9 protein-coding genes are annotated in these 17,229 nt (G+C 48.6%); 7 read left to right on the top strand and 2 right to left on the bottom strand.

All coding sequences use genetic code 11. The features are described from left to right. Positions 1-197: 197 nt before the first annotated feature. Positions 198-2,519, bottom strand: a complete 2,322-nt coding sequence (gene arcB, locus K0504_RS08850) for an aerobic respiration two-component sensor histidine kinase ArcB (RefSeq protein WP_220103820.1) — start codon at positions 2,517-2,519, stop codon at positions 198-200. A 206-nt stretch (positions 2,520-2,725) separates the two neighbouring features. Between arcB and folE2 the strand changes: the two genes are divergently transcribed. From folE2 to K0504_RS08835, 3 genes are all read left to right on the top strand, one after another. Further along, the gene (gene folE2 / locus K0504_RS08845; RefSeq protein ID WP_220103819.1) at positions 2,726-3,652 is read left to right on the top strand and encodes a GTP cyclohydrolase FolE2; all 927 of its coding nucleotides are present in this window, start codon (positions 2,726-2,728) and stop codon (positions 3,650-3,652) included. Between the two features lie 334 nt (positions 3,653-3,986). Next, a complete protein-coding gene (gltB, locus tag K0504_RS08840; protein ID WP_220103818.1) occupies positions 3,987-8,450 on the top strand; it encodes a glutamate synthase large subunit in 4,464 nt (1,487 codons plus the stop codon). Positions 8,451-8,461: 11 nt separating this feature from the next. Continuing rightward, a complete protein-coding gene (locus tag K0504_RS08835; protein WP_220103817.1) occupies positions 8,462-9,874 on the top strand; it encodes an FAD-dependent oxidoreductase in 1,413 nt (470 codons plus the stop codon). Between the two features lie 72 nt (positions 9,875-9,946). On the opposite strand, the gene K0504_RS08830 is transcribed toward K0504_RS08835, so the two are convergent. Next, the gene (locus tag K0504_RS08830; RefSeq protein WP_220103816.1) at positions 9,947-11,197 is read right to left on the bottom strand and encodes an alginate lyase family protein; all 1,251 of its coding nucleotides are present in this window, start codon (positions 11,195-11,197) and stop codon (positions 9,947-9,949) included. Between the two features lie 513 nt (positions 11,198-11,710). Between K0504_RS08830 and K0504_RS08825 the strand changes: the two genes are divergently transcribed. The 4 genes from K0504_RS08825 to K0504_RS08810 all read left to right on the top strand — a co-directional run bounded on the left by K0504_RS08825 (position 11,711) and on the right by K0504_RS08810 (position 17,106). Then, positions 11,711-12,037 carry a DUF3718 domain-containing protein gene (locus tag K0504_RS08825; RefSeq protein WP_220103815.1) on the top strand — a complete coding sequence of 109 codons (327 nt, stop codon included), beginning with the start codon at positions 11,711-11,713 and terminating at the stop codon, positions 12,035-12,037. 490 nt (positions 12,038-12,527) lie between these two features. Then, complete coding sequence (gene nirB / locus K0504_RS08820) at positions 12,528-15,086, top strand: nitrite reductase large subunit NirB (RefSeq protein ID WP_220103814.1); 2,559 nt, start codon at positions 12,528-12,530, stop codon at positions 15,084-15,086. Positions 15,087-15,118: 32 nt separating this feature from the next. Next, the gene (gene nirD / locus K0504_RS08815) at positions 15,119-15,448 is read left to right on the top strand and encodes a nitrite reductase small subunit NirD (protein WP_220103813.1); all 330 of its coding nucleotides are present in this window, start codon (positions 15,119-15,121) and stop codon (positions 15,446-15,448) included. Positions 15,449-15,636: 188 nt separating this feature from the next. Then, a complete protein-coding gene (locus K0504_RS08810; protein WP_220103812.1) occupies positions 15,637-17,106 on the top strand; it encodes a NarK family nitrate/nitrite MFS transporter in 1,470 nt (489 codons plus the stop codon). The last annotated feature ends 123 nt before the right edge of the window (positions 17,107-17,229 follow it).

Raw genomic sequence — 17,229 nt, 5'->3', positions numbered from 1 at the left:
AGCAAGTAGTAAAAGAATCTATCGCTATCTACAATCAACTCAGGCCGCACTTGAGCCTTGGTATGAAAACACCAGAAGAAGTGCACAAAAAAGCCAGCGTTGAAGGAACGCTGGCTTAATCAAAAACCGTCAACTTATTTTAGGACGGCACAATCAACTATGGTGAAAACGGCCAAGCCGGCCACCATAGTTACTCGCTAACTATCCAAGGTCACCAGTTGTTGACGTAACGTTTCAACATCGAGCGGGTAGTATTTGGCGATGCCTTCGGCCCATTCCTGAATGTTCTGCTCCCAGGCTGGGTGATCTAAATCTTGCGCTTGTGATGCCAGTTTCTGAACCCGTTGCAAACCAACAGAGCCAGCAGCGCCTTTAACCTTATGGGCAATTTCAGCCACGGCCTTGTCGTCGCCAGACAGCAATTGATTATGAATGGTTTCAACATAGTCAGGCATCAATTGCTCGAACATATCGATGCTTTTGGCAAACAATTCCGAGCCTAAGGTTTCATGCATCTGGCCCACAAAATTGGTGTCCAGTACGCTTTCTTCTTGGCCGCTAGGGGCATCCAACAGTGGCGCAGGCGCTGACAATACTGGCTCATCAACACAGCCAAAGGCGCGCGCTAATGCCATGGTCAGTAAGCCAACATCAATCGGTTTGCTGACCGCGTCTTGCATACCTTTGTTTAAGTATTCTTGTTTATCTCGAATAACATTGGCCGTTAAAGCGATTCGCGGCGTTTCGCGTAACCGTTGGTTTGGATCATTCATCAATGATTCGGCAATGTCGAAACCGGTCATGTCTGGCAATTGAATGTCTAGGAAGAACACATCGTAGTCATCTTCTTGTGCCATCCGCAGCGCATCAGTGCCATTCATAGCTACATCGACCGTGCAACCAAGGTTCTCGAGCACTGAACGAGCCACCACAACGTTGAGCTCAATATCTTCAACCAGCAACACATGCAGAGCTGGCAGTTCGATATCAGTGGCATCCGGCAGCTGATCTTCTGACAGCACGGGCAAGGTTAGGCTCACCGTAAAGCAGCTGCCTTTACCCTCTTCTGATGTGACGTTTATCGAGCCGCCCATCGCCTGACTCAATCGCTGTGATACTGACAAACCAATACCGGTTCCCACGGCTTTCGTTTTGCCTTGGCCAGAAACCTGATAATACATCGCAAAAATTTTATCTAGTTCAGCCTTTGGAATACCTACACCGGTATCTGAAACTCGAAATTCAATGCTGATCTTGCCATTTTTTGCGGGGCTAATATCCAACGACAAGCCAACCTGGCCTTGCTGAGTGAATTTCACCGCATTACCAAGTAGATTCCACAACACTTGGCGCAAGCGTGTGCCGTCAACTTCAACGACAGCAGGCAAGTCGCCGCGTTGCTGGTAATCAAAATAGAGTTTCTTATCTCGACACATCAGCGCAGCTACGGCGCGCACGTCGGCAATTAATTCGGTGATATGAAGTGGCATTGGCGCCACTTCTAACTGCTCTCGTTCGAGTTTGTCGAGGTCAATAATGTCGTTAAAAATATTACCGAGGGTAACGGCACTCAGATAAATGGTATTGATGAAATCGTGTTGCTCATCATTAAGCTCTGAATCACGCATGATGCGGCTTAAACCAACAATGCCGTTAAGCGGCGTGCGTAACTCATGGGAAATGGTGGAGATAAAGGTAGTTTTGTCGCGCGCAGCTTGCTCAAGCGCATTGGCCGCTTGCTTGCGTTCGGTAATATCGCGACCGAAGCCAAATAAGCCTTGCAGATTACCGCGAGCGTCATTAAACGGAACTTTTCGGAATTCAAACATGGCCTTGCGGCCATCGGGGTAGGTCATCCACTGTTCATAGGTAAGCGATTCGAGGTCGTTTAACACCTTATAGTCAGTAACCCGAACCTGGGCTGCAATTTGATCCTCATAAACATCTTCAGGCGTTTTGCCAATTAGGTCGGCTTCACTTAAGTTCACCAACTGTTCATAAGCAAGGTTACAACCGGAAAACACGCCGTCTTTATTGCGGTAGAAAATCAGATCCGGCGAGCTGTCGATGAGGCTTCGCAGCTGAACTGCCTGATCACGTAATTTATTCTGGGTATCCCGCCGCTCAGCAACTTCTCGCTGCAAATAGCGGATAGCTTGCTGCTTTTGTGCTTCTGCATTGTGGCGCTCATCAATTTCTCGATTTAGCTCGCTGACTTTGCGTTTCAACTCGGCATTCAAAGCTTGCTGTTTGCTGTGTGCCTGAGCCAGCTTATCGCGAGATTCCCCCAGCTGCTTAATCAGGTAGGTAAAGAACAGAGCCAGCCAGGGCGCAATAATCAAACCGAACAATACCGGGCGCAAATAATCGACCCAGTGCAATTCACCAACAACGATACCGCGTAGTACCACGGTGACCAACATGGAAAACAGAATCTCGAATGCAGCGATCAGTAGGCCGAATCGAACGACCCCTAAGCGCATGGTTAATTCCAGCACTCGATTAGCAAGTAATGGCATTGATCATCCCGCAAAAATAAAAAACTGAGTATACCCAAGCAACCTGAACTGGAGTTGCGCCAATACAGACGAAATAAGACTAACATGGCAAAACACATGAAGTCGCTCACAGTTCGTGATATAAAGTGTGCCCTTTTTAGCCAAACAACCAATTTATACCATTGCGCTATTGAGCCAATGGCGCGTTAGATTCTGTGGGGTTTTTAATGCCAAAAGTAATGCCTGACATTGCTCACCAAACAAATGCCAGCCTGGAAGGGACACTGGATTGGGTTGGGATGAGCCAAATCGAAGTACCTTTGATGGTACAGGCCGATGAGGGAGCTCCGCGTCAGGTTGCCGCCAAAGTCGAAGCCATGGTCAACTTGGTTCAACCCAAGGCCAAGGGCATTCATATGTCTCGGCTGTACTTGCTTCTCGAGCAACTTTCTAACGAATCGTCGTTAACCACAGAAACGCTGCGTTTATTGCTAACGGACTTCATTGAAAGCCATGACGACTTAAGCGATCAAGGCCGCGTGCGTTTTGCGTTTGACTATCACTTGCAGCGCGCCAGCTTAATCAGTGGTAAAAAAGGTTGGAAAGCCTATCCGGTGATGATTGAAGGTCGTTTGACAACCACCGGCATTGATATTGAGTTGCAGGTTACTGTGCCGTATTCATCAACCTGCCCTTGCTCAGCGGCACTCGCTCGCCAACTGATCCAGCAAGCCTTTAGCGATCGCTTTGGGGCTGAAGACAAGGTTGATAGCGAAACCGTGCATCAATGGTTGGGCACAACGCAAGGCATTGTGGCAACACCTCACAGCCAACGCAGCTTGGCTCAGGTCAAAATTAAATTAGCCGCGGATGCCAATGAACTGCCTATCTGCGCCTTGATAGATCATATTGAGGATGCGCTAAAAACGCCGGTACAGGCAGCGGTTAAGCGCGAAGATGAGCAAGAATTTGCCCGTCTTAATGGCCAAAACCTGATGTTCTGTGAAGATGCCGCACGCCGTCTTAAGCACCATTTAAATCAATTCGACGCAGCAGCCGATTTCTGGTTGCGGGTCGATCATTTAGAAAGTTTGCATGCCCATGATGCATCCGCAGTTACCGTAAAAGGCTTGGCGAACGGTTACACCGCCTAGCATCAACTAGCCCTATCATCTGAAACGCCTCATGGTCTGACGAAATCAGCGTCAACATGGGGCGTTTTTGTAGTTAATCACCGAATTCTCTAAAACCACCCAATAATGCCTACTTATGCACAAAAGTTATTATATGTGCATAATCAGTCATTAATTTCATTGATCTATTCGACTCACAGCAAAGCTCCGCAATACGTTTTTATTGACCCAGCTCAAATTTCGGATTAATTTGTCAGGTTCCCCTTGGAGCTATTTTGCGCAAATAAAAACTACTCTGAGCAAAAATTGTCCAACTAAAATAGTAACGCTTGCTTAGCCAGCGAGGAGAAGTTAGATGAGTCTGTACGACCCAATGCTAACCAAAGACAATTGTGGCTTTGGTTTGATCGCTCAAATGGAAGGTCAACCGAGTCATCGCCTGGTTCGCACCGCCATTTCGGCGCTGGATCGTATGCAGCATCGCGGTGCGATTGCAGCAGATGGTAAAACCGGAGATGGCTGTGGCTTATTAATGGCCAAGCCAGAAACCTTTTTTAAAGCTGTGGCTGAAGAGAGTGGCTGGAATTTAAGCCGCCGCTTCGGCGTTGGCATGCTGTTCTTAAATACCGATCCGGTCAAAGCCGCCGCCTCTCGCGAGGTTATTGCCGACGAATTAGAACAAGAGACCTTTGAAGTGGCAGGCTGGCGTGAAGTGCCAACCGATGTTGATATCCTAGGCGAAATCGCCGCATCGACCCTCCCAGTTATTGAACAAGTCTTTATTAATGCCAACCCAGGCTGGCGCAAAGAAGATGTAGAGCGGCGCCTGTATATGGCACGCCGGCGTATTGAAAAACGCCTTGCTGACGATGATCAGTTCTACGTCTGCAGCATGTCCAACCTCGTAACTGTCTATAAAGGCTTAATGATGCCTGTCGATCTGCCGAATTTTTACTTAGATCTGGCAGATCTGCGGATGCAAAGCTCTATCTGTTTATTCCACCAGCGCTTTTCAACCAACACATCACCACGTTGGCCGTTGGCTCAACCGTTCCGCTATTTAGCCCACAATGGTGAAATCAATACCATTGAAGGCAACCGTCAATGGGCACGTGCCCGTAGTTACAAATTTAAATCGCCGCTGATCTCTGATTTGCAGGACGCCGCTCCATTTGTCAATGAATCGGGCTCAGACTCATCCAGCCTCGATAACATGCTGGAACTGTTTTTATCCGGCGGCATGGATTTATTCCGTGCCATGCGCTTACTCGTGCCACCCGCCTGGCAAGCTCATCCGAATATGGATGATGGCTTAAAGGCTTTTTACGACTTCAACTCCATGCACATGGAGCCATGGGATGGCCCCGCCGGTATCGTCATGAGTAATGGCCGTCATGCGGCTTGTAACCTTGACCGTAATGGCCTGCGCCCAGCTCGTTATGTGATCACCAAGAATGGCTTCGTTACACTGGCATCGGAAGTTGGCATTTGGGACTACGAGCCCGATGAGGTCGTTGAGAAAGGCCGCGTTGGCCCCGGTGAATTGTTGGTAATTGATACCCAAACCGGCAAGCTTTGGCGCAGCTACGAAATTGATGAAGATCTGAAAAGCCGCATGCCCTACCGAGCTTGGCTCGACAAGAGCGTGATGCGTTTGCAGCCACCCGAGCAATTTGATGATGAAGAAATGGATCGTCGTAGTTTAGATGACACCGATTTAGCCATTCATCAAAAACTATTCGGCTACAGCAATGAAGAAATTGAGCAAATTGTTAATGTGCTCGGCAATGAAGGTCAAGAAGCCGTTGGCTCTATGGGGGACGATACGCCAATGGCGGTGCTGTCTTCCAAAAACCGCAGCGTGTTCGATTACTTCCGCCAGAAATTTGCTCAGGTGACGAACCCGCCAATCGATCCATTGCGGGAAAATCATGTCATGTCATTGGCAACCTGTATTGGCTCAGAACAAAACGTCTTTAATGAGACGCTAGGCCATGCCCAGCGCGTGCTATTCAGCTCTCCGATTTTGATCTATAGCGACTTACTGCAACTTAAGCAGCTTGATCAGAAAATCTACAGCCATCAAATCGTCAACCTCAACTTTGATCCTGCCAAAGAAGGTTTGCAGCAGGCCATTGAGCGAGTTTGTAGCGAAACTGAACAATACGCCCGCGACGGCGCCGTGATGGTGATTTTATCAGATCGCTATATCGAAAAAGGTCAGTTGCCAATTCCAGCAGCCATGGCCACCGGTGCCGTACAAAAACGTTTGGTCGATGAAAATCTACGTTGCGATACCAACATTGTGGTGGAAACCGGTACTGCCCGCGACCCACACCACTTTGCGGTATTGCTTGGCTTTGGCGCCACGGCGATTTACCCATATTTGGCATACGAAACATTGGCCGCTCAAGCAGAACAAGGCGTCATGTCAGTATCCAAGCATCAGGCGCTCATCAATTTCCGTAAAGGCATCAACAAAGGCCTTTACAAAATCATGTCGAAAATGGGGATCAGTACCATTGCCAGCTACCGCTGCTCGCAATTGTTTGAAGCGGTCGGCATGCACGATGATGTGATAAACTTATGCTTCAAAGGCGTCACTAGCCGTATTCAAGGTGCTAATTTCGACGACTTCCAGCAAGATTTAGTGAACCTTGCGCGCATCGCATGGATCCCACGCAAAAAGCTGGACCAAGGCGGCTTGCTCAAATACGTTCACAACGGTGAATATCACGCTTACAACCCAGATGTGGTGAACACCCTGCAAAAAGCAGTGACGACAGGCGACCGTAAATCCTACGACGAATTTGCCGCACTGGTTAATGAACGCCCAGTGTCATCGCTACGTGACTTGCTCAAATTAAAAGACGGGATTGAAGCCATTCCGCTCGATAAAGTAGAGCCCGCTTCGGCGCTTTATCCGCGCTTTGATACTGCCGCCATGTCGATTGGCGCGCTTAGCCCAGAAGCACACGAAGCGCTCGCTATCGCCATGAACCGTTTAGGCGGCAACTCCAACTCAGGCGAAGGTGGTGAAGATCCGGCTCGCTTTAATTCTGAGCGCGTGTCCAATATTAAACAGGTTGCTTCTGGCCGCTTTGGCGTTACACCACATTACCTAGTGAATGCCAAAGTCTTGCAAATTAAAGTCGCACAAGGCGCGAAGCCAGGTGAAGGCGGCCAGTTACCGGGCAAGAAAGTCAGCCAAAGCATTGCCAAGCTGCGCTTTTCTGTACCGGGCGTGACGTTAATTTCACCGCCGCCGCATCATGACATTTACTCCATTGAAGATTTAGCCCAGCTGATCTTCGATTTAAAGCAAGTGAATCCAGAAGCATTGGTATCAGTGAAGCTCGTATCCGAGCCAGGCGTTGGTACCATCGCAACAGGTGTGGCCAAAGCCTATGCCGACTTAGTAACGGTATCCGGTTACGACGGCGGAACTGGTGCAAGTCCATTAACGTCCGTGAAGTACGCGGGTTCACCTTGGGAACTTGGTCTGGTTGAGACACAACAGGCACTGGTCGAAAACGGCTTGCGTGACAAGATTCGCTTGCAAGTTGATGGCGGCTTGAAAACCGGCCTTGATGTCATCAAAGGGGCTATTTTAGGTGCCGAAAGCTTTGGCTTTGGTACTGGTCCTATGGTGGCGTTGGGTTGTAAATACTTACGGATTTGTCACTTAAACAACTGTGCTACCGGTGTTGCAACGCAAAACGAACAACTGCGTGATGAACACTTTATCGGCCTGCCAGAAATGGTCATGAACTACTTCAAGTTCATTGCTGAAGAAGTACGCGAAATCATGGCATCCGTTGGTGTTGCTAAGCTGACTGATTTGATTGGTCGAACCGACTTGCTCGAAGCTCTTAACGGTCAAACCGCCAAGCAAAGCAAACTGGATTTAAGCGACATTCTCGAAGCGCCTGTGTCTCCTGAAGGCAAAGAAGTCTATTGGCAGCATGTCAACGCGCCATATGATCAGGCGGAGCTTAACCAGCAAATGGTCAATGACGCCTTTGATGCCATTACCACCAAAACCGGTGGCGAGTTCTCTTACTCGGTGCGCAACACTGACCGTTCAGTCGGCGCCCGTTTGAGTGGCGAAGTTGCCAAGCATTGGGGTAACCAAGGCATGGCAGCCGATCCGATTCGCATTAACCTCAGCGGTACCGCAGGTCAAAGCTTTGGTGTTTGGAATGCCGGCGGCGTAGAAATGTTCCTCACCGGCGATGCCAACGACTACGTTGGTAAAGGCATGACCGGCGGCAAGCTGGTCGTTGCACCACCAAAAGGTTGTGAATTCGATCCAGCCGTATCGGCCATCATTGGCAACACCTGTTTGTACGGCGCGACTGGCGGCAAGCTTTATGCTGCGGGCCGCGGTGGCGAGCGTTTTGCTGTGCGTAACTCGGGTGCCATTGCGGTAGTAGAAGGCGTTGGCGACAACGGCTGCGAATACATGACCGGCGGCGTGGTTACCATTCTTGGTAAAACGGGCGTTAACTTTGGCGCAGGTATGACCGGCGGTTTTGCTTATATCTACGATGAAGACGGGCGCTTTGATGAACGCCTCAACTCAGAGATGGTTGAGCCTATCGAAATGGCCGATGTCAGCATTCACCAACAGCACTTGAAAGAAACGTTAGAGCAACATTTGGCGCTAACTGGCTCCGCTCGCGCAGCCACAATATTGGCTAACTTCGAGCAAGAACTTGCTCGATTCAAGCTTGTGAAGCCAAGAGAAGCGAAACTCGAATCCTTGCTGAACACATCGTCTCAGCAAGCCCCTGAATTACGTGTTGTGGCGCCATAAGGAGTATTGACGTGAGTAATAACTTTCAATTTCTCGAAGTCAATCGAGTCGATCCCACTAAAAAAGACATCGACGTGCGCAAGGTGGACTTCGTTGAGATTTACGAACCATTCAGCCAGCAAAACGTCGATGAACAGTCTGACCGCTGTTTAGATTGCGGTAACCCCTACTGTGAATGGAAATGTCCTGTTCACAACTATATTCCTAATTGGCTCAAGCTCGCCAAAGAAGGACGTATTATTGAAGCGGCCGAATTGGCGCATCAAACCAACAGCCTGCCTGAGGTTTGTGGCCGAGTATGTCCGCAAGACCGCCTGTGCGAAGGCGCCTGTACCCTTAACGATCAATTTGGCGCGGTCACCATTGGTAATGTTGAAAAATACATTACCGATAAAGCCTTTGAACAAGGCTGGCGCCCAGATCTGTCAAACGTGGTAAAAACCGATAAGAAGGTTGCCATTGTTGGTGCGGGTCCTGCCGGTTTAGCTTGCGCTGATATTCTTGCGCGCAACGGTGTTCAGGCAGTGGTCTTCGACAAGTACCCTGAAATTGGTGGCTTGTTAACGTTTGGCATCCCATCTTTTAAGCTTGAAAAGTCGGTCATGACACTGCGTCGTGAAATCTTCGAAGGCATGGGGATTGAGTTTCGCCTCAATACGGAAATTGGAAAAGATGTCAGTTTCCAAAGCCTTATTGATGACTATGACTCGGTATTCCTTGGCATGGGCACCTACAAGTACATGAAAGGTGGCTTCCCAGGAGAAGATGCTCAAGGCGTTTATGATGCCTTGCCATTTCTGGTTGCCAACACCAATAAAGTGATGGGCTACGAGCAGGATGATGCTGACTACATCGACATGGCCGATCAGAAAGTGGTGGTACTCGGTGGTGGTGACACGGCCATGGACTGTGTTCGCACGTCCATTCGTCAACAAGCCGAGCAGGTCATTTGTGCCTACCGCCGAGATGAAGAGAACATGCCCGGCTCACGTCGTGAAGTGCAAAATGCTCGCGAAGAAGGCGTCGAATTCATGTTTAACCTGCAGCCATTAGAAATCGTTAAGAAAGACGATGGCTCAGTAGCCGGCGTGAAAATGATAAAGACCCAATTGGGTCAGCCGGATGCCAACGGCCGCCGCCGCCCAGAGCCTATTGAAGGTTCGGAGCATATTTTGGAAGCCGACGCAGTACTGGTTGCTTTTGGCTTTCAGCCTAGCCCTGCGCCATGGTTTGCTGATTTTGATATCAGCTTAGATCAATGGGATCGGGTAGTTGCAGCATCCGAGCAAACCTTTCCATATCAAACCAGCAATGAAAAAGTATTTGCCGGCGGCGATATGGTTCGCGGTTCAGATCTGGTGGTGACTGCCATTGCCGAAGGTCGCGGAGCAGCAGAAGGTATGCTCGACTTTATGGGTGTCTAAACGGCTCACCAGAAACAGAACGAAAAAGCCCGCTGAATTGCGGGCTTTTTGTTGGGCTGAAATAAATGAACGCTAATTGACGGTCAGGATCAGCTCTGGGTGGCGGATCAGCGGCGCTTTTAAATCGCTCCACTTCAGCTTAGTTGGCCCCTCTTCCGCCATTGATTTGAGTAAGTTGGCGTAATCCGTCTGCGGGTAATACTGCGCCAACTCACTTAATACAATTGCCAAGTCACTTAACTTCACGGCCTTCGCAGGGTGCGGCCAAGTCTTTCCTTTGGCGACTGGCGTTAGGTAATCAATACCGAGTTGTAAGCTACGGCCAGCTTCGGTTTGGTAATGCCAGAATGGCAGGCCCGCTTTATCAGCCACAATGGCAACCGACACCAGCGCTCGTAAATTAAAGGTACTGTAGAAAAATGACCGCGTTCGCTTGATCTCGTGGGCTTGCGCGCCTTGCTCATCAAATTGCTGATCTAAGCTTTGCTTGGTTTTAGCAACCACCGCAGTCAAGGTGTTGTTATGGCCCAAGTAATATGACAATGCGGCAATTTGAAAATTATACCAAGAGCCGTGGTTATTGGTTTGCAGAGCCCCCTGTTTGCCGACCTTGCTATCGGTTAACCAACGAAGGTATGCCGTCAGCCATTGGTTCAATGCCTGCTGGTCACTGTCTTGCCAATGAGGCGAAGGCGTGATTAAGCTGATTGCATCGAGGACATGTTCGGGAATCAGTCGGCCATCTAAGATCCCTGAGCGACGACTTTTGGGGTTACCCGGTACACTTTGCGCGTAGGACAAATGTGGATTCATCCGAGTCGCATCATTAATAAACCAGGTTTGTACCATTGCGGTGGCTTTTTGGGCATATTTTTCATCGCCACTAAAAAAGTAGGCCAACGCAAGTAGTTTCACGCCCTTCGTCATGCGCCCTAGGCTTTTACGGTCAACCGCGTCGGTCTGAGTGTCCGGGTTGGTTTGGCCGTCCTTACGGATCCACGGTAAACCATCTTGGGTCTCAGGGTTAGGCCACCAATAACGAGAAATACTTAGATAATCATGCTTGTCGTTTGTCGGCGGCAATAACGATTTGCTCATAACCGTCGGGTTATCATCATCTAATAGGGTATCGGCCCTTTCAATCAAGGCGTTTATCAACGCCTGCTGTGCCGTATTGAGCTGGTTCGATTTAACCTGGTCATTAAGCTGCGCAAGCTGTACTTGGTCAATCAACACAAAGGGCGGTGCAGCATAGACGCCACTTGTACCGCACGTTAAAGCAATCACGACTAGTAGTACGCGAAGATAAAGCCGACTCGCCACTTGGACTTCCTTTTGACAGGTTTAAACATTAAAAGGTGCTAACGGCAAAGCCTAAGTTCGAATCCCAGCAAAAGCAATGAGAGAAAGCCATCGTAAAAATGCTGGACGTTACCCATTGCCGCATTGAAACATCAATCGAATGTTACGTTCGTGTGACTAAAATACCGCCAAAACGCCTAATTCCGAGATCACGATCACACAAGCTTTTCATAAGTTTTTTTAATCAAAAAAACTCATCATCGAAAACCATAAAAATAACCACCCAAACATTACTTAAAATAACACTTAAATTACGTTAAATATTTGTTTTTTATAATTATTGTGTTTTTTGATATTTATAATCTAATATTTGAGATTAGTTTTTATATGTTTAAAAACTTTTTTTATCGCTTTAAAGTAAGCCCATCAGAGTTACTCAGCAAACGAGATAACTTACAAATTAACTAACGCATTTGAGCAAAAAGATTGTGGGCTTGCTTAAATGTTCAATCAAGCATTTTAGAGGTACAGGCAATGAAAAAATTAACTATCACTACTTTGGTCGGCATGGTCACTACTTTCGTTCTTCTGATTTCTGCTCCATCAAAAGCGTCTATGAACCCAGTGGTAGAGAAAGCGTTGCAGGATGTTTGCCACACAAGCCTGAGCAACAAAACAATGAACTTCAAAAAAGTTGTTAAGTCTTACCGCTTAGATCTACAAGACGTTGCTGATAAAGTGGTTTGCAACGGTGAAGACATCGGTACGTTTGCAGCAGAGAATGGCGCTGACGAAATTGCTAACTACATTCGTTCACTGCAAGAAGGCCACGTAGAAATTCAAGAACTCGCTAGCCTATAAGTAAAATGGCTGGCTGCAGTCAACAGACTGCAGACACCCAAAGCAATGTTCTATCAATGCCGCCCGACGCTTACGTCCGGCGGCATTTTTTATGGGCGCCATACCGTAAACGACCGTATTCCCCCGAAGCACCAATCGAGTGCGCAGCCAAATATCCGCCAAACGCACCAACATGATCCAATTGCACTATAAAAAACTTAGATTCAGCTTTTGGTTAACTTCACCAAGTTGGTGCAATAATCTTCAATCTGTTGTTTTAAATGTATTTAATAAGCAACAAATAGTTCAAGGTTAGATTGGCACCTGTTTTGCTTTGTCCATGATAAGTGTGTGCGAATCGTACTGAGATTCACCAATTCAGTACCCTCCGGTTCCAACGACGTAACCAACCTCACTCATAACTCCGCCTCATCAAGGCGAGTGACGAGCCTGCATTTTCCAAACATTTCTCGCACATGTCATAACAAGAAACAGACCTAGAGGCCAAATTATGAGCAAGCAAAAGATCGTCGTTGTCGGTAACGGCATGGTCGGCCATAAATTTATTGATACCTTGGTAAACGATACCAAGGGCGACCAATATGAGATCACCACCTTTTCGGAAGAGCCACGCCTTGCCTACGACCGGGTGCAACTTAGTGCGTATTTCTCAGGCAGCACTGCCGAAGATTTAGCCATGACCACGCCGCAATATTATGACGAGCGTGGCGTTCGCTATTTGTTGAACGATAAAGTCACAGGCATCGATAAAGCCGCCAAAACCATAACCACCGAAAAAGGTGATGTGGAGTCGTACGACAAGCTGATTTTAGCAACGGGTTCATACCCATTCGTACCGCCAATCCCTGGTAATGATCAGCCACACTGTTTGGTCTACCGCACCATTGAAGATTTAGAAGCGATGACGGCTTCGGCGAAACAAAGCCGTATTGGCGTGGTTGTTGGTGGAGGATTACTTGGTTTAGAAGCGGCCAACGCGCTGAAAAACCTTGGTCTTGAAGTACACGTGGTTGAGTTTGCGCCGCGCCTCATGGCCGTTCAGCTTGATGAAGCCGGCGGTAATTTACTGCGCTCAAAAATTGAAGCGCTTGGTGTGCAGGTTCATACCGGTAAAGCCACCCAGAACATTGTCGATGGCCAAGACAATCGCTATCGCATGGAATTCGCAGACGGTACTCACCTAGAAACAGACATGATTTTGTTCTCGGCCGGTATTCGTCCGCAAGATGAACTTGCTCGTCAGTTCGATTTAGACATCGGCGAACGCGGCGGCATCGTCATCAACAACGAATGCCAGACCTCAGATCCGGACATCTATGCAATAGGTGAGTGTGCTCTCTGGAATAACCGGATCTTTGGTCTGGTCGCCCCTGGTTACAGCATGGCAAAAGTTGCTGTATCTCACTTAACAGGTGGCGACGATACATTTGAAGGTGCTGATATGAGCACCAAGCTGAAACTACTCGGCGTGGAAGTAGGCAGCATCGGCGATGCCCACGGTAATACACAGGGCAGCTTAAGCTATGTCTACAGCAATGGTGCCGAGCAAATTTACAAGCGCCTTATCGTGTCGGCCGATAACAAGAAACTATTGGGTGCGGTCATGGTAGGCGACACCAGCGATTACGGTACGCTGCTGCCCATCATGCTTACAGGTATGGATTTACCGAGTAACCCAGAGACCTTGATCTTACCGGTTAGCGACGGTGAAGCGGGCGGCATGGGCGTGGATGCCCTGCCTGATGAAGCCCAAATCTGTTCTTGTTTGGATGTCACCAAAGGTGATTTGATTGAATCCATTCATGCCGGTAATCAAACCGTTGCCGATCTCAAGTCGTGCACAGGCGCCGGCACTGGCTGTGGTGGTTGTGCTGCCATGGTTGGTCAAGTATTGAACGCCGAGCTTGAGAAAATGGGTGTTGAGGTCAACAACAACATCTGTGCGCACTTTGATTACAGCCGCCAAGAACTGTTCGATATTGTTCGCACGAAGAAATACACCAGCTTCCAACAACTTCTAAGCGATCATGGCCAAGGCCACGGTTGTGAAATCTGTAAGCCAGCCGTAGCTTCGATGCTAGCCACGCAGTGGAACGAATACGTGCTGAAAGACGAGCATTTGCCACTGCAAGATACCAACGACGTATTCCTTGGCAACATGCAAAAAGACGGTACTTATTCAATTGTGCCGCGTATGGCTGCGGGTGAAGTCACACCTGAAGGCCTGATTGTCATTGGTGAGATTGCCCGCGACTATAACCTATACACCAAACTGACCGGTGGTCAGCGCATCGACTTATTTGGTGCCCAGTTGCACGAACTGCCTCCGATTTGGAAGCGTTTGGTCGATGCTGGTTTTGAAACGGGTCACGCCTACGGTAAGTCGCTACGTACCGTAAAATCTTGCGTCGGCAGCACTTGGTGTCGTTACGGCATGCTTGATTCTGTATCGATGGCGATTTTACTGGAGATGCGTTACAAGGGCATGCGAACCCCTCATAAAGTCAAAATGGCGGTCTCGGGTTGTACCCGTGAATGTGCCGAAGCTCAATCCAAAGATGTTGGTGTAATTGCGACAGATAAAGGCTGGAACCTCTACCTGTGCGGCAACGGCGGCATGCGTCCTCGCCATGCAGACTTGTTTGCCACGGATCTCGATGATGAAACCCTCATCAAATACATTGACCGTTTCTACATGTTCTATTGCCATACCGCAGACCGTTTGCAGCGTACCTCGGTTTGGATGGAAAACCTTGAAGGCGGCTTAGACTACCTCAAAGACGTCATCATCAACGATAAGCTTGGCATTTGTGACAACTTAGAAGAAGACATGTCGCGGGTTATCGACACTTACGAGTGTGAGTGGAAGAAAACCATCGAAAGCCCTGAACGCTTGAAGCGCTTTGCTCATTTCATCAACTCAGATGCCCCCGATGAAAATCTGGCATACGTCGAAGAACGCGGTCAACGTCGGCCAGCGAGTGAAGCTGAAAAACGTGGTTTCCCAGGTGGTGAGCAAGCCATCCCAGCCATCGAATTAGTAGATTAAGCCCGCAAATTAAGAATTAGGAGCAATAACAAATGAGTGATTCTTGGATTTCAGTTTGCGACGAATCGGTACTGATACCAGATACCGGGATTTGCGCCAAAGTTGGCAACGAGCATGTGGCCATTTTTAAAGTGGCGGGTAGTGGCGAGTTATTTGCCATTTCTAACGTCTGCCCATTCGGCAAAGCCAGCGTGTTGTCACGAGGATTGATTGGCGAAACAAACGGCGCCTTATACGTTGCGTCGCCACTACTGAAACAACGCTTCCGTCTGAACGATGGTGTTTGTCTGGATGACGACGAGGTGACCATTGCCACCTATCCAGTGCGAGTCACCGAAGGTCAGGTCGAAGTGGCCGCTTAATAGCGTTGATGCGTTCGTGCCAAGGATCTAAGGCCGAGCGCAATCCCAATAAAATCAGAATAACAACTATCGCCCTGAGCTTACCGAGGGGCGAACAATACAATAAATGCCGCTCTCCTGGCGCTTGTCGAAAGGGGAGTGAGCAATACGATTACAACTAAAAAATTGATAGTAACAAGGCCCTGATGATGGATAACACAAGCAAGTTCAACCTGTTCTCGATGGCAGGAAAAATGAAGATCCTGCACATGAGTTGGATCGCCTTTTTTATTACCTTTTTCGTTTGGTTTAACCACGCGCCATTGCTCAAAGCCATTGGCGATTCGCTGGGTTTAACCGGTAGTCAGTTAAAAACCCTGTTGATCCTAAACGTGGCGTTGACTATTCCGGCACGAATCATCATCGGGATGTTGACCGATGCCTTCGGCCCGCGCAAAACCTACTCTGCTTTGCTGATCCTCTGCTCCATTCCATGTTTTATGTTTGCGTCCGCCACTACCTTTGAAATGGCAGCGTTATCGCGTTTGCTATTAGGCTTCATTGGCGCTGGTTTCGTGATTGGTATTCGCATGGTGTCAGAGTGGTTCCCACACAACGAACTGGGCACGGCAGAAGGTGTTTATGGCGGCTGGGGTAATTTCGGTTCTGCCGCAGGTTCTATGTTGCTGCCCATGATCGCTCTTTGGTATGGCGGCGATGAAGGCTGGCGCTATGCCGTTGCCACCACCGGCGTGCTGAGCATTATTTGGGGTTTTGTTTACTACAACACTGTTTCTGATACACCAAAGGGTTCAACCTATTTCCGACCGAAGAAAATCGGCGGAATGGAAGTCACCAGCAAAGGCGATTTCTGGTTCCTGATCGTCATGAAACTACCCATGTACTTTGCCTTGGCATTGCTCACTTGGAAACTCTCGCCTAAAGGTGTGACGCTGATTAGCATGGAGGCGGCCTACGGTACTTACATCGGCCTAACTGCACTGTTTTTCTACGACTCATACAAAGCTTATAGCGTTAACAAAGAGATCTTTGTTAAGCCCGTTGAGCCAATGCACCAGTACAAATTTAAGCAAGTGGCGGTATTGAACATTCTCTACTTTGCCACCTTTGGCTCAGAGTTAGCCGTGGTCTCGATGTTGCCGCTATTCTTTGCCGATACCTTCGGCTTAGATCCGGTCATCGCCGGCCTTGTAGCTTCCGCTTATGCCTTTATGAATCTGATGTCTCGTCCCGGTGGCGGTTTAATTTCAGACAAGTTTGGCCGTAAGAAAACCTTACTCATTCTGACCGCTGGATTGGCTGTGGGTTACTTTGCCATGAGCTTGATTGACGCCACCTGGCCCATTTGGATTGCCGTCGCCTGCGCCATGGCGTGCTCGTTCTTCGTCCAAGCCGGTGAAGGTGCGGTATTCGCAGTCGTGCCGCTAATCAAACGTCGTCTGACAGGACAAATTGCTGGTATGACAGGTGCTTACGGTAATGTTGGCGCTGTAACTTACTTGACCATTTTCAGTATGGTTGATGCGTCGACCTTCTTCTTGGTGATTGCTGCTACAGCGATTCTTGGCTTTGTCTGCTTATTGCTAATGGAAGAGCCTGAAGGCCACATGACAGAAGTACGCGAAGACGGCACCGTCGAACTCATTCAAGTGAACTAAAACAGCTGAGCTGCGAAAGCTTCAAGCTTAAAAATAAAGTGCTGGAGAGCACTTAATAACTTGAATACCCTACATAATAAATAACAATGATAACTGACCTTTACGCGGGCTTCGGCCCGCTTT

Source organism: Neiella holothuriorum, from assembly GCF_019457915.1.
Lineage (GTDB): Bacteria > Pseudomonadota > Gammaproteobacteria > Enterobacterales > Neiellaceae > Neiella > Neiella holothuriorum.
The sequence above is the reverse complement of the archived record's forward strand: the minus strand, read 5'-3'. Positions and strand labels throughout refer to the sequence as shown.

Coding starts and splice junctions, on each gene's coding strand:
- K0504_RS08810 (WP_220103812.1), top strand. CDS start 15,637: ATGGATAACACAAGCAAGTTCAACCTGTTCTCGATGGCAGGAAAAATG.
- gltB (WP_220103818.1), top strand. CDS start 3,987: ATGAGTCTGTACGACCCAATGCTAACCAAAGACAATTGTGGCTTTGGT.
- arcB (WP_220103820.1), bottom strand. CDS start 2,519: ATGCCATTACTTGCTAATCGAGTGCTGGAATTAACCATGCGCTTAGGG.
- K0504_RS08825 (WP_220103815.1), top strand. CDS start 11,711: ATGAAAAAATTAACTATCACTACTTTGGTCGGCATGGTCACTACTTTC.
- nirD (WP_220103813.1), top strand. CDS start 15,119: ATGAGTGATTCTTGGATTTCAGTTTGCGACGAATCGGTACTGATACCA.
- folE2 (WP_220103819.1), top strand. CDS start 2,726: ATGCCAAAAGTAATGCCTGACATTGCTCACCAAACAAATGCCAGCCTG.
- nirB (WP_220103814.1), top strand. CDS start 12,528: ATGAGCAAGCAAAAGATCGTCGTTGTCGGTAACGGCATGGTCGGCCAT.